We start from the raw sequence: 13,466 nt of genomic DNA on the forward strand, positions 1-13,466 counted from the left end.
GTGTCAGGCCAGGGACCGGTGGCCCGGCACGTCGTCGGGATCGTCCCACAGGAGCACCAACTGGTCTCCCCCTGGCGGTGGTTGACGGGCGCTCGCGGCTCCCGCGGCCGCGCCCGGGGCGCGCGCGGCGGCCTTCGCGGCCGCCCGGCGCACGGCCCACACGCGTGCGGGCAGGTCCAGTACGTCGAGCGCGCCGGGGTCGGGCCGGCCGTCCGGCCCGGCCGGCGCGAGCAGGTCGAGGAGCGCGGGCGCCGGTACGCCGCCCCCGCGCCGCCACACGGCCACCGGGACGCCCCCTTCGAGTACGGCTTCCAGCAGGCCGGTGTGCGGCGCCGCCGTCGTGTGCGCCAGGACGCAGGCGGGCGCCGGCCCGTCGGCCAGTTCCAGCCCGAGCGCGTCCGTGACCTCGGTGTCCGCCACCACCCGGACGGCGTCGCGGTGCCGGCCGCCCTGGGCGCACAGCCACCGCCAGGAGGTGTGCCATGCGGCCCGGGTGTCCGCCCGCTCCTGCGGGCAGCGCACCACCACCTGGTGGAGCTGGCCGAGGGCGCGGGCCCGGCCGGCCGGGCCGTGGGGCACCGGCCACTGGTCGAAGTCGGCGTCCAGCAGCTCGTACGGCACGTGGAACTCGATGCGGTCCACCGCGCCGTACGTCCGCCGGCCGGCCTCCCCGCCGCCGCCCGACGTCGCCCCGATGAGGGCCAGTTGCCGTACGAGTTCCTCCCGTACGGTGTCCAGCCGGACCGGCGCCTCCTCGGACTCCCATATGTGCTCGGTCCGTTCGCCGTGCAGCCACATCCGGGCGAGGTGGCCGGGGCCGCCGCCCGGCGGCGCCTCCAGCCGGACGTGCACGACCGTCGTGCGCGGCGGGGGCGGGGGCATGGGCACCGCGGGCAGGCCGAGTCGCTCGCGGGTGGCGTGCACCCAGTCCGTCAGCCGGGCCGCCCAGGCCGCGTCGCCCGCCTTGGCGGCCCGGTCCGCGAGGAACCGTACGAAGGGCACGGCCAGCGGCATCCCGCCGCGCCCGCCCTGGCGCTCGTCCAGGTCCTGGACCACTTCGAGGAGGCTGTCCCCCGGCAGGCCGCCGCGCACCGGGGTGGTGCAGCCGGCCACCTTGAACGCCCAGGCGTAGGCCTCGTGCGCGCCGCGCGGCAGTTCGCGGCCCTCGAAGAGCTCGCCGAGCCCGTCCCAGGCGCGCTGGTCGAGCCGGGCGGCCCGGGGCAGCCGGGGCCCGGGCAGCTCGTCGTCGAGGAAGGAGCAGGCGTCCCAGTCCCGGTCCACCACGAACTGCGGCAGCTGCCAGCCCTCGCCGCGCTCGCGCAGCTCCTGGAAGGCGCGGTGGATGCTGAGGGCGGCGCCGGGCAGTCCGTTGACGCCGTCCCGTAAGGACCGGTGTCCGATCTCGCCGAGCAGGGCCTCGGTGAAGCGGCCGGCGCCGCGCTCGGCGTCGTTCTGGGCGGCCTCGCCCTCCCGGGAGGCGTAGAGCCGGAACTGGCGGCGGCCCGGCACCGAACTGCCGCCTCCGTAGTCGGTGGTGCCGAAGTTCCACCGGGCGTCGCGGGGCGCGTCGACCCGGCAGGAGTCCACGAGTGCGGCCTGGAGCGGGAAGCGGCGCGGTTTGACCAGGTCGGTCCGCCACCAGCGCAGCGCCGAGTCGAGGTTGAGGTGTCTGATCTGGCCGCGGCTGGCGTCGGCGCAGGGCAGCATCAGCTCCTGGCGCGGGCCGAGGTAGCCGTGTCCGGCCCAGAAGATCCACAGCAGGTCGCCGTCGCACTGCGGGAGTTCGTCGAGCAGCACCGCTTTCACGTTCTCCTCGGTCGCCGGGCGGTGCGCGGTCCGCAGCGCGGCCATGGCCGGCGTGTCCGTCCAGTCGAGGTCGTCGGGCGCGTCGAGCGGGGACAACAGCAGCCGGATGTTGCCGGCCGGCACTTCGGCGGGACCGGTCAGCCAGCGGGCGAAGCGCAGGGCGTCGCGGGCCGGACCGCGCAGGTTCCAGTGGTGGCTGACCTCGTAGCGCTCGACCCCGGCGACGAGCGCGAAGGTGCGCCGCGGCCCGAGGGCCGGGGGCAGGAAGTCGGCGGGCGTCACCCGATCTCCGCCTCGGCCACCGCCTGTTCGATCCGCTCGTAGAGGGAGTCCTGTTTCCAGTAGGCGCTGTGGCAGGCCGGGAACGGCTGGCGGCTGCCGACCTCGTGGTCGGTGACGCGCGGGTCGCCGGGGAAGACCGGGCCGGCGAGGTAGGAGAGCACGTCCTGGCGGTCGTAGACGTTGAGCCAGCGCGGGAAGCCGTACGGGAGCTTCGCGCCGGGTTCGAGCGCGGTGAGCGCGCCGAGCTCGTAGAGGAAGGGGGCCTGGGAGCCGACGGTGACGAGCAGTTCCGCCCCGGGAACGGCCTCGCCGCGGGCGGCGGCGAGGGCGAGGAGGTCCACCAGGGCGATCCCGCCGAGGCTGTGGCCGATGAGTACGGTCGGTGCCGGGTCGGCGGCGATCCGGGCGTGCAGGAACGTGCGCAGGTCGTGGCCGCGGGCCTGGTAGCGCAGGATGTCGCCGAGCGCGGGCGTGGCGCCGACGGTGAGCGAGCCGCGCCAGGCATTGAGCAGGGGCTGGGTGGTGACCCGCAGGGCGAGCCGGCCCAGGACGGCGGCCGCGCGGGCGCCGGGCACCCGGGCGTCGCCGCCGAGGCGGGTGGTGAGCAGTTCGACGAGGCGGTCCCGTTCGGCGCCGGTGCAGTCGGCCTCGGCTCCGGCGTGGGCCAGAGCGGCGGCGGTCACGGACCGGGCGAGGGCGGTGGCGAGCTCCCGTGCCTGCGGTTCGTCGGCGGCGCGTTCCCCGGCCCGGACCGCCTCGGCGGAGCGGGCGGTGGTCTCCAGGGCGGTGGCGAAGCCCGCGGCGAGCCCGGTGCCGTGCAGCAGCGCGCCGAGTTCGTCCCCGGCCCGGGGCGGTGCGGGCGGTAACGCGGTCAGCAGTGCGAGCACCCGGGCCCCGGCGGACCGGACGCCGGGCATCGCGAAGCCGTCGTCCTCGGCGCCCTCGGCGTCGTCGCCGTCCCGGCTCTCCCAGCCGGCCTCGGCGAGGACGCGCAGCTCGCACAGCGGGTCGGCGAGGAGGAGCGCCCACTCGGCCGTCTCGGCGTCCACGGGGTCGGGCTCGGCGTCCGGACCCGGCCGGCGCAGTCCGGGGACGGACCGGCCGCCTGCGCCGAGGGTCGCGCCGAAGCGGTCGCCCCAGTAGCAGGATTCGACGGCCGCGTCGCGGAATCTCGCCGTCAGCCGCTCCCGGACCAGGGCGAAGAGCCGGTCGTGCCGCTCGCGCCGTACCCCCGTGCCGTGGACAAACAGAAAACGCATCGCCGCCCCGCCCCCTCGTACAGTCGCCCCCGCCCGCACCATAGCGCCGCGCGGGTGACAAGGGGCGGGGAACCGGGAGTTCGGGCTCCCGGGGCTCCGGGGGCCCGGGGGGCTCAGCGGCCGCGCGCCGCATCGGCCGGCGCCGTGCCGAGCACGAGGGCCACGGGCCGCCAGTCCGGCGGTCACCGCGCCCGCCATCCGGTTCCGCAATCTCATACCCTGGCTCCTGCCGGTCAAGGTGGGGGTGCCCAAGTCGCCTGGAGCGCAGGGCGGTCGGGTGACCGACGGCAGACAAATGCGTGACGCGTGCACGACAGTACGGTCGGCTGTGAGCTCGGCCACGTCCGGTTCGCGGAACCCGCGCCGCCATCCCCCCATCGAACGAGGCGTCGGACGTGTCGGCGGGGTGGGAGCAGCAGATGGCCAGCAGGGTTCACGAGCGGAAGCGGAGACGGGAACGGGGGCGGGAGCGGGGACGGCAGCGGAGCACATGGGGCTCCCTGCTCCTCGGCCTGCTCTGCACCCTGGTCCTCGCGGGCCTCGGGTACGCCGCCTGGGAGCTGCGCGGCATCGCCGCCACCCGTGCCGACGGGGATCCCGCCCGGGGCACCTACCAGCAGGACCCCGAACGCGCCGACAAGACCGCGGGCGCCGTGCTGGACGGGATCGTCCGGGAGGCCCCGGAGGCCGCGGCGGACGGCAAGGTCTTCGCCGGGGGCAGCGCCCCGGCGAACTGGCGGACCACCGGCTGGCAGCCCTCCGATCCGCTGGAGGCCCGGCCCGCCCCCGCCGAACCGGCGATCGGCGCGCTCTTCTCCCCCGGCTCCGACGGCGACCCCGACCACCACTGCTCGGCGGTCGTGGTCCACTCCCCCGGCGGCGACCTCATCGCCACCGCCGCGCACTGCGTGCACGGCGGCGGCTTCCGCACCAACCTCGCCTTCGCCCCCGGCTACCGCGACGGCGTGGCCCCGTACGGCGTCTGGGTGCCCACCCGGATCGACGTGGACCCACGCTGGACCGAGGACCAGGACCCCGACCACGACATCGCCTTCCTGCGGCTGCGCCGGCCCGGCTACCCGGGGCAGCGGCTGGAGGACGTCACCGGGGCCGCGACCATCGCCTTCGGGCCCGAACTGCCCGCGCCCGCCCGCCTCGTGGGCTACCCCAACGACTCCGAGCAGCCGCTGGAGTGCCGCAACACCGCCCGCGCCGCCGGCCCGACGCAGCTGCGGCTGGACTGTGCGGGCGTGCCCAACGGAACGAGCGGCGGCCCGGTGCTGACCGACGGCCGCACGCTGATCGGGGTGATCGGCGGCCGGGACGGGGGCGGCGACGACCAGACCTCGTACAGCGTCTACTTCGGTGACGACACCCGGGCGCTGTACGAGCGCTCGACCCGGCCGTGACCCCTGCCGCCGCGAGAAATCACGAAGGATCTTTCTAGAAAGGTCTTCCAGTTCCGCGATCTTGCTAGGCTCGGTGGCGCAGATTCCGGACAGCACCACGCACACCGACGGGACCGCAGCATGACTCCCAAGCAACAACGCGGCGAAGCCACCGTCGACCTGCTCCTGACCACCGCGCTGCGGGTGTTCGCCGAATCCGGGCAGCAGGGCTTCACGGTGAACGCCGTCGTCTCGGCCAGCGGAGTCAGCCTCGGCAGCCTCTACCACCACTTCGGCAGCTTCGACGGCCTCGCCGCCGCGCTCTACATCCGGTGCATGGACATGCTGTGCGACGACATGGTCGCCGCGCTCACCCGCTGCCGCACCGCCCGCACCGGGGTGCGCTCCTGGGTCACGGCCTATCTGGCCTTCACCCAGGAGCACCGGGACGTCGCGCTGTTCCTGCACGCCTCCGCCTACTCCGGCTACCTGGTGGCCCACGCCGAGGAGATCGGCGCGGCCAAGGCGGAGAAGTTCGCGGCCATCATGCAGTGGATGGGGGTCCGCATGGAGCGCGGCGAGATCGCCCCGCTGCCGGCCCCCGTGATCGAGGTCCTGGTCATGGGCCCGCTCGCCGAGGCCGCCCGCCGCTGGCTGTCCAGCACCTACGAGATCGACCTCACCGAAGCCGCCCGCCACCTCCCCGAGCACATCTGGCGCTCCCTGCGCCCCGAACCGGCCTGACCGTCCCCTGACCGTCCCCGAGGACCACCGCGTGGTCGTGGGCTTCTGGGTGGTTGTCCGTATCGTCGTCGCTCATGCCGCCGAGTCTCCAGCGCGGGGGGCGCCCGGGTCAGGCCCGAGCCGGGGCGCCCGGAGGCGTCCCGGGGGCGGACGGACTCACAGCGGGCGCCCGCGCGGGAGCGTGCCGGGAATTCGTACGGGCACCCCTGTTCGGGAAGGCCGGCCCCGCGGGGGTCAGCGCGGCAGGGATGCGTACGAGACTCCCGTGAGCTTCTCGGAGGCGGCCCAGAGCAGTTCGCCGGACGTGTCGTCGAGGGTCCACTTCGCCCGCCAGGACGGCGCCGGCGCTCCGCGCCAGCCGAACCGCGGCCCGATGAACGCGTCCTGGCGGACCCCGGGCGCGGTCGCCGCGTACAGGGTGGGCAGGGCGCCCGAGGAGGTGGGCTGGGCGAGGACCGCGTTGCCGAAGGCCGCCACGCGCGAGTTGAGGGTCGGGCCCTCCACCTTCGAGGCTCCGGAGTGCAGGTTGCTGGAGGCGTAGCCGGGGTGGGCCGCGGCGGCGGTGATCGTGGAGCCGGCGGCGGTGAAGCGGCGGGACAGTTCGTGCGTGAAGAGCAGGTTGGCGGTCTTGGAGCGGCCGTAGGCGACCCAGCGGCGGTAGCCGTGCTCGTCGGAGAGCGCGTCCAGGCCGCCGCCCTCGGTGTCGATCCTTCCCAGGACGTGGAAGCCGCTGGAGACGTTGACGATCCGGGCCCCGGGGGCGGCCGCCCGGAGCCTGGGCAGCAGCAGCCCGGTGAGGGCGAAGTGCCCGAGGTGGTTGACCCCGAACTGGGTCTCGAACCCGTCGGCGGTGCGCCCGTACGGGAGCGCCATCACGCCGGCGTTGTTGACCAGCAGGTCCAGGGAGGCGTGCCGCTGCCCGTAGGCGGCGGCGAACTCCCTCGTGGAGGCCAGGTCGGCGAGGTCCAGCTCCATGAACTCCGCCTCGGCTACCGGTACTTCCGCGCGCAGCCGGACCAGTGCCGCCCGCCCGCGCGCCGCGCTGCGGCAGGCCAGCACGACCGAGGCGCCGTGCCGCGCGAGCTCGCGGGCGGTGACGTAGCCGATCCCGCTGTTGGCCCCGGTGACGACGGCGGTCCGGCCGCTCTGGTCGGGGATCTTGCCGGTGTTCCAGCCGGGCATGGCGGCTCCCTCGTGTCGCGGTGGGTTACCGAGGGTAGCTCCTGGCATCGCGGACGTGCCGCGAGGGTGGGCGCGGGCCCCGGATCCGCAGGCCAGTAGGCTGCGGGTCCGCCGTCTTTCCCCCTCCCGTCCCCGAGGTACCGCGCAGTGAGCTCCGCACCGCCCCCCAGAACCGTGACGGTCGTCGGCCTCGGCGCCGACGGCTGGGCCGGGCTCACCACCGCCGCGCGGTCCGCGCTGTCCTCGGCGCAGGTCCTGATCGGCGGGCCGCGCCAGCTGGACCTGCTGCCGGCCGGGGAGTGCGCCGGTGAGCGGGTGGCCTGGCCGAGCCCGCTGCGGCCGGCCGTGCCGAAGCTGATGGCCGAGCACGCGGGCCGCCGGATCGCGGTGCTGGCCAGCGGCGATCCGATGTTCTACGGGATCGGCCGGGCCCTCGCCGAGGAGCTCGGGCCGGACTCCCTGCGGATCCACCCGCACCCGTCGTCCGTGTCGTACGCCTGCGCCCGCCTGGGCTGGCCGGTGGAGGACACCGAGGTGATCACGGTCGTCGGCCGCCCGGTGGCCCGGCTCGCGGCCGCGCTGCACGACGGGCGCCGGGTGCTGGTGCTCAGCGCCGGAGCGGCGACCCCGAACGAGATCGCCGCTCTGCTTCGAGAGCGGGGCTTCGGCCCGAGCCGGATGCGGGTGCTGGAGCAGCTCGGTTCCGAGCGCGAGGACGCGTACGAGGGCCGCGCCGACAGCTGGGACCACGCGCCCGGCGACCCCCTGAACGTCGTGGCCCTCGACTGCCGCCGCGACCCGGCCCACGCCGCACCGCGCCTCGGCGCGACCCCCGGCCTGCCGGACGCCGCGTACGAACACGACGGGCAGCTCACCAAGCGCCACGTCCGGGCCGCGACCCTGTGCGCGCTGGCCCCGGCCCCCGGCGAGCTGCTGTGGGACATCGGCGGCGGCTCCGGCTCCATCGGCATCGAGTGGATGCGCACCCACCCCTCGTGCCGGGCGGTGGCGGTGGAGCGCGTACCGGAGCGGGCCGCACGGATCACCCGTAACGCGGCGGCGCTCGGCGTACCGGGCCTGCGCGTGGTCGTCGGCGCCGCACCGCAGGCCCTCGACGGACTCCCGGCCCCCGACGCGGTGTTCATCGGCGGCGGGCTCACCGCACCGGGCCTGCTGGACGCGGCCTGGGCGGCGCTGGCCCCGGGCGGCCGCCTCGTCGTCAACACCGTCACCCTCGAATCGGAGGCGGTCCTCACCGACCGCTACCGCCGCCACGGCGGCGAACTGGTGAAGCTCGCGGTCGCGCACGCCGTGCCGGTCGGCGGGTTCACGGGCTGGCGGCAGGCGATGCCGGTCACCCAGTGGTCGGTGACGAAGCCTGCCGAGCCGGCCACCGCATCCAAGGAGAAGGATCGAACATGACCGTGTACTTCATCGGTGCGGGCCCCGGCGCCGCCGACCTGATCACGGTGCGCGGTGCCCGGACCCTGGCCGCCGCCCCGGTCTGCCTCTACGCGGGCAGCCTCGTACCGCGCGAGCTGCTCGCCGAGTGCCCGGCGGACGCCCGCCTCGTCGACACCTCGCAGCTGAACCTCGACGAGATCATCGCCGAGTGCGTACGGGCCCACGCGGCGGGCCGGGACGTGGCGCGGCTGCACTCCGGCGACCCGTCCATCTTCAGCGCCGTCGCGGAGCAGATGCGCCGGCTCGACGCGGCCGGCATCCCCTACGAGGTCGTCCCTGGCGTACCGGCCTTCGCCGCGGCGGCCGCCGCCCTCAAGCGGGAACTGACGGTGCCCACCGTCGGCCAGACGGTGATCCTGACCCGCATCGCCCAGCAGGCCACCCCGATGCCGCCCGGCGAGGACCTGGCCACCCTCGGCCGCAGCGGCGCCCTGCTGGTCCTTCACCTGGCCACCCGCTACGTGGACCGGGTCGTCGACGAGCTGCTGCCGCACTACGGGGCCGCGTGCCCGGTGGCGGTCGTGGCGATGGCCAGCCGCCCCGACGAACTGATCCTGCGCGGGACCCTGGCCGACATCGCCGCCCAAGTGAAGGAGGCGGGCCTGGTCCGCACCGCCGTCATCATGGTGGGCCGCACCCTGGGGGCGGAGCAGTTCCGGGACAGCCACCTGTACTCCCCCGAGCGCGACCGCCATGTCTGCTGAACCGCACTCCCTCCCGGCCCACCACGTGCTGATCCTCGGCGGTACGACGGAGGCCAGGCAGCTCGCGGAGGCGCTGGAATCCGACCCCTCGGTCCATGTGACCACCTCGCTCGCGGGCCGGGTCGCCGCGCCGGCGCTCCCGCCCGGCGACACCCGGATCGGCGGCTTCGGCGGCATCGCGGGCCTCGCGGCGTGGATCATCGTCAACGACGTCACGCGCGTCGTCGACGCCACCCACCCGTTCGCGGAGCAGATGAGTTTCCACGCCTCCGAGGCGGAGGCGCTCACGGGCGTCCCGCTGCTGGCCCTGCGGCGCCCCGGCTGGACGCCGCAGCCCGCCGACGACTGGACCTTCGTGGACTCCCTCGCCGACGCGGCCGCGCTGCTGCCCGGCTTCGGCACCCGCGCCTTCCTCACCACCGGCCGCATGGGCCTGCACACCTTCGCGCACCTCACCGACACCTGGTTCCTGGTGCGTTCGGTGGATCCGCCGGACGGTCCCGTGCCGCCGCGCCTCGAAGTGCTGCTGGACCGGGGCCCGTTCACCCTGGCCGGCGAGCGGGAACTGCTCGCCCGCCACCGGATCGACGTACTCGTCACCAAGGACAGCGGCGGCTCGGCCACCGCCCCCAAACTGGCCGCCGCCCGCGAGGCGGACATCCCGGTCCTGGTCGTACGCCGCCCCGCGGTGCCGCAGGGCGTGGCGGAGGCGGATTCGGTGGCCGCGGCCCTGCGGTGGATCGGGTCGGTGGACTGAAACAGCCCGGGCCCGGAGGCGGTTCGCGCTCCGGGCCCGGTCATGCGTACGGGGCCGCCCTCACGGGTAGCGGCGCGGGGTCCACGTGATCCGCGACCCGTCGGGCCGCTCGGTGATCTGCGTCTGCGAGGAGCCGATCAGCAGGATCGTGCGCATGTCGACCTCGGACGGCTCCAGTTCGGCGAGCGTGACGATCCGCACCGACTGCTCCGGCCCGCCCACGTCGCGGGCGACGACCACCGGGGTCCCGGGAGCGCGCAGTTCCAGCAGCAGCTCGCGCGCCTGCGCCACCTGCCATGTGCGGCTGCGCGAACCGGGGTTGTAGAGGGCGAGCACCAGGTCGGCCGCGGCGGCCGCGCGCAGCCGCTCCGCGATGACCTCCCACGGCTTGAGCCGGTCCGAGAGGGAGACGGTGGCGTAGTCGTGGCCGAGCGGGGCGCCGGCCGCGGCGGCCGCCGCGTTGGCCGCGGTCACGCCCGGCAGGACCCGTACGGGCACGTCCTCGTACTCCGGCTGCCCGGCCACCTCCAGGACCGCCGTGGCCATGGCGAAGACACCGGGGTCGCCGCCCGAGACCACCGCCACCCGCTGCCCGCGCCGGGCCAGGTCGAGGGCGAACTCGGCGCGCTCCGACTCCACCTTGTTGTCGGAGCCGTGCCGGATCTGCCCCGGCTTCACGGGCACCCGGTCCAGGTACGTCGTGTAGCCGACCAGCACCTCGGCGTCGGCCAGCGCGCGCCGGGTCTGCGGGGTGAGCCACAGCGGGCCCGCCGGGCCGGTGCCGACCACCACGACCTCGCCGGGGCCGGACGGCACGCTGCCCGGGTTGCCGATGCGGCTGGGCACCACGGCGACGGCGAAGTACGGCACGCTCGCCGGATCGGTGTCGGCGAGCCGGCCGGTCCGCTCCCCGTCCATGGTGGCGCGCTCGACGTAGCGGGCCTCGGCGAGCCGGCCGCTGTTCTCCATCGCGCTCCGCACGGCGGGGAAGGTGCGGCCGAGCTTCATCACGACCGCCGAGTCGGTGGCGGCGAGCCGGGCGGTGAGCTCCTCCTCGGGCAGGGTGCCGGGGAGGATGGTCAGGACCTCCTCGCCCTCCACGAGCGGGGTGCCGAGCCGGGCGGCGGCCGCGCTCACCGAGGTGACACCGGGGATGACCTCGGTCTCGTACCGGTCCGCAAGCCGCTTGTGCATGTGCATGTACGAGCTGTAGAAGAGCGGGTCGCCTTCCGCGAGCACGGCGACGGTCCGGCCGGCGTCCAGGTGCGCGGCGAGGCGGGCGGCGGCGGACTCGTAGAACTCCTCCATCGCGCCCTGGTAGCCGCCGGGGTGGTCGGTGGTCTCGGTGGTGACCGGGTAGACCAGCGGCTCCTCGATGTGCGTGTCGCGCAGGTGCGCCGCGGCGATCGAGCGGGCGATGGAGCGCCCGTGCCGGGCGCTGTGATAGGCGACGACATCGGCCTCGCCGATCACCTGGACGGCCCGCAGCGTCATCAGGTTCGGATCGCCGGGCCCGAGCCCGACCCCGTACAGGCGCCCCCGGAGGGCCTGGCCGGCGCTCATTCGGCCACGCTCGCGATGGCGTTGACGGCGGCCGCGGCGATGGCGCTGCCGCCCCGCCGGCCGCGCACGATCAGGTGGTCGAGTCCCGAGGGATGGGCGGCGAGGGCGTCCTTGGACTCGGCGGCGCCGATGAAGCCGACGGGAACGCCGATGACGGCGGCCGGGCGCGGGGCGCCCTCCTCGATCATCTCCAGCAGCCGGAACAGCGCGGTCGGGGCGTTGCCGACCGCGATCACCGAGCCCCCCAACAGGCCGCGGTCGCGCCAGACTTCGAGGGCGGCGGCGCTCCGCGTGGTGCCCATCTTCGCGGCGAGGTCCGGCACCGCCGGGTCGGAGAGGGTGCAGATCACCTCATTGTCGGCGGGCAGCCGCTTGCGGGTGACCCCGCTGGCGACCATCTGGACGTCACACAGGATCGGCGCGCCGGCCTCCAGTGCGGCGCGGGCGCGCAGCACCACCTCGGGGGTGTACCCGAGGTCCTGCGGGAGGTCGGTCATTCCGCAGGCGTGAATCATGCGCACCGCGACCTGGGCGACCGAGGCCGGCAGGCCGGCGAGGTCCGCCTCGGCGCGGATCGTGGCAAAGGACTGGCGGTAGATCGCGGCGCCGTCCTTCTCGTACTCGAACACGGTGTACTCGCTCATTTCTGCACTGAGTCGGGGAGGTTGTCACGTACGGGAGCTGCGTGGCGGGCGTCCGCGAGGGCGGGGGCGAGCTCGCGCCGCGGTACGCCGCGTCGCGGTGCGCGGCCTTCGAGGTGGAGGTCGTATCCGGCGGGGGTGGCGACCAGGTCCACCCAGGCGGCGCCGCGCGGATGCCCGCAGCGGCGCTCACAGCCGGACCAGTGCACGGGCAGCGGCCCCCGGGCGCGTTCCACGACGGCCCGCGCGTCGGCGCGTACGTCGGCCAGCGATTTCGCGCAACCGGGCCTGCCGGTACAGGCGGTGACGGACCGCCAGGGACTGTCGGGGGCCGTGACCAGCCCCGCGTCCGCGAGGCCGGCGAGCGCGGTGGCGGCCGTCGCCGTCGCCCTGTCGGGCGGACCCGGGAGCCCCGGAACGACGACCCCGCGCCAGGGGGTCAGCCGGACCCGGCCCGTGAGGTCGGCGAGCCGACGCCACTGCGCGGTGTCGAGCCGCCCGAGCGGCGCGAGAACGGAGAGCGAGGCGGCGCCGTCGGGCCCGGGCACGACGCCGGGCTCGGGCGGCGGGCCCGACCGGACGGACAGGTCCGGCGTCGCCACGACGGCTCCTACACCGGCATCGGCCAGCCGCCCCACCAACCGGGCACCGGACAAGGCGTGTTCGGGGGCCAGCTCGGCGACCCGCCAGACCCGGGTACCGGCCTCGCGCACGGCGTCGAGGAAGTACTCGGCGGCCACCAGCGCGGCCCGCGGCGCGTCACCCGAAGAGACGCGCACGGCTCCGAGCCGGTCCCCCATCCACAGCAGGGCGCTCCCCCCACCGCACGGGACGAGATTCACGTCCGCGTCGAGCGAGGTCACATCACCCCGGCCGTCGTCGAGGGCGAAGAGGAACCGCCCGGACAGCCCGGCCGCCGCTTCGCTCGCGCACAGCAGCGCGTCCAGCTCCGCCACCCAGGGGGACACATCGGGCAGGCCCAGCAGGTCGAGGCCGGTGAGCGGCGAGCAGACGATGTTGCGGACCCGCTCGTGCGTGGGCGCGGGCAGCAGCCCGGCGGCCACCAGCAGCTCGGCCAGTTCCCCGCCGCAGCTCTCGCCGAGGCCGCGCAGCTGCACGTTGCCGCGCGAGGTGAGGTCGACGTGCCCGTCGCCGAGCCGGTCGGCGGCATCGGCCAGCAGCCGCGCCGCGGCGCCGCCGAGCAACCCGCCGGGAATCCGCACCCGCGCCAGGAACCCGTCGTCCGCCGCGTGCAGCCGCAGCGCACCGGGGCAGGCGTCACCACGGTCCCGTATGGCGGGTTCGTCCCGCGATGCGGCGGAAGGTGGCTGGGGCATGGCGGCGAGCATACCCACGATTCCCCTCCCCCGACCTGTGTCCGTCACCACCCCCACCAGCCCCGACACCCTCCGACCCACCCCATCCACGGGCCCCGCCACATCCAGCCCCGCCGGCGTTTGAGGCGCGGGGGCCCGGGGGCAGAGCCCCGCAGCGGCGCCGCACCGGCCAATCCATCCCGGCCCCGCCACATCCAGCCCCGCCGGCGTTTGAGGCGCGGGGGCCCGGGGGCAGAGCCCCCGCAACGGCGCCGCACCGACCAGCACCCGCCCCAGCGCAGCGCAGCGCCCCGGCAGAGCCCCCGCAACCGCGCCGCACCCACCCAGCCCCCACCCCAG

General features: G+C 75.6%; 11 protein-coding genes. 5 read left to right on the forward strand and 6 right to left on the reverse strand.

What is annotated here, in order from left to right; all coding sequences use genetic code 11:
* Positions 1 to 3: 3 nt before the first annotated feature.
* Both ACFYZ4_RS34925 and ACFYZ4_RS34930 read right to left on the reverse strand, forming a co-directional pair.
* Positions 4 to 2,088, reverse strand: coding sequence for a hypothetical protein (locus tag ACFYZ4_RS34925; RefSeq protein ID WP_390785831.1), 2,085 nt, complete (start codon positions 2,086 to 2,088; stop codon positions 4 to 6).
* On the reverse strand, positions 2,085 to 3,347 hold the full coding sequence (locus ACFYZ4_RS34930; protein ID WP_390785832.1) for a hypothetical protein: 1,263 nt from the start codon (positions 3,345 to 3,347) through the stop codon (positions 2,085 to 2,087). Before ACFYZ4_RS34930 ends, ACFYZ4_RS34925 begins: the two co-directional genes overlap by 4 nt.
* A 419-nt stretch (positions 3,348 to 3,766) precedes the next feature.
* Here ACFYZ4_RS34930 and ACFYZ4_RS34935 point away from each other — a divergent pair, with 419 nt between their 5' ends.
* Entirely contained in the window at positions 3,767 to 4,756 is a 990-nt protein-coding gene (locus tag ACFYZ4_RS34935; protein WP_390785833.1) for a trypsin-like serine peptidase, read from the forward strand.
* Positions 4,757 to 4,876: 120 nt separating this feature from the next.
* Positions 4,877 to 5,479: a TetR/AcrR family transcriptional regulator gene (locus ACFYZ4_RS34940; protein WP_351299653.1), complete on the forward strand. Its 603-nt coding sequence runs from the start codon at positions 4,877 to 4,879 to the stop codon at positions 5,477 to 5,479.
* A gap of 234 nt (positions 5,480 to 5,713) precedes the next feature.
* On the opposite strand, the gene ACFYZ4_RS34945 is transcribed toward ACFYZ4_RS34940, so the two are convergent.
* Entirely contained in the window at positions 5,714 to 6,661 is a 948-nt protein-coding gene (locus ACFYZ4_RS34945; RefSeq protein WP_351299650.1) for an oxidoreductase, read from the reverse strand.
* A gap of 147 nt (positions 6,662 to 6,808) precedes the next feature.
* Between ACFYZ4_RS34945 and cbiE the strand changes: the two genes are divergently transcribed.
* From cbiE to ACFYZ4_RS34960, 3 genes are read left to right on the forward strand one after another with little or no spacing between them, the layout of a single operon-like run.
* On the forward strand, positions 6,809 to 8,083 hold the full coding sequence (gene cbiE, locus ACFYZ4_RS34950) for a precorrin-6y C5,15-methyltransferase (decarboxylating) subunit CbiE (protein ID WP_351299647.1): 1,275 nt from the start codon (positions 6,809 to 6,811) through the stop codon (positions 8,081 to 8,083).
* Positions 8,080 to 8,829, forward strand: a complete 750-nt coding sequence (cobM, locus tag ACFYZ4_RS34955; protein WP_390785834.1) for a precorrin-4 C(11)-methyltransferase — start codon at positions 8,080 to 8,082, stop codon at positions 8,827 to 8,829. Before cbiE ends, cobM begins: the two co-directional genes overlap by 4 nt.
* Positions 8,819 to 9,586 (forward strand): cobalt-precorrin-6A reductase, encoded by a 768-nt coding sequence (locus ACFYZ4_RS34960; RefSeq protein ID WP_351299641.1) that lies wholly within the window; start codon positions 8,819 to 8,821, stop codon positions 9,584 to 9,586. The genes cobM and ACFYZ4_RS34960 overlap by 11 nt, the downstream gene beginning before the upstream one ends.
* Before the next feature lie 60 nt (positions 9,587 to 9,646).
* Here ACFYZ4_RS34960 and ACFYZ4_RS34965 read toward each other — a convergent pair whose 3' ends face one another.
* From ACFYZ4_RS34965 to cobG, 3 genes are read right to left on the reverse strand one after another with little or no spacing between them, the layout of a single operon-like run.
* Positions 9,647 to 11,149 carry a precorrin-2 C(20)-methyltransferase gene (locus ACFYZ4_RS34965; protein WP_390785835.1) on the reverse strand — a complete coding sequence of 501 codons (1,503 nt, stop codon included), beginning with the start codon at positions 11,147 to 11,149 and terminating at the stop codon, positions 9,647 to 9,649.
* Entirely contained in the window at positions 11,146 to 11,793 is a 648-nt protein-coding gene (locus ACFYZ4_RS34970; RefSeq protein WP_390785836.1) for a precorrin-8X methylmutase, read from the reverse strand. The genes ACFYZ4_RS34965 and ACFYZ4_RS34970 overlap by 4 nt, the downstream gene beginning before the upstream one ends.
* Positions 11,790 to 13,139: a precorrin-3B synthase gene (gene cobG, locus ACFYZ4_RS34975; RefSeq protein ID WP_390785848.1), complete on the reverse strand. Its 1,350-nt coding sequence runs from the start codon at positions 13,137 to 13,139 to the stop codon at positions 11,790 to 11,792. Before cobG ends, ACFYZ4_RS34970 begins: the two co-directional genes overlap by 4 nt.
* Positions 13,140 to 13,466 lie beyond the last annotated feature (327 nt).

It is taken from the genome of Streptomyces sp. NPDC001513 (genome assembly GCF_042894695.1).
GTDB lineage: Bacteria > Actinomycetota > Actinomycetes > Streptomycetales > Streptomycetaceae > Streptomyces.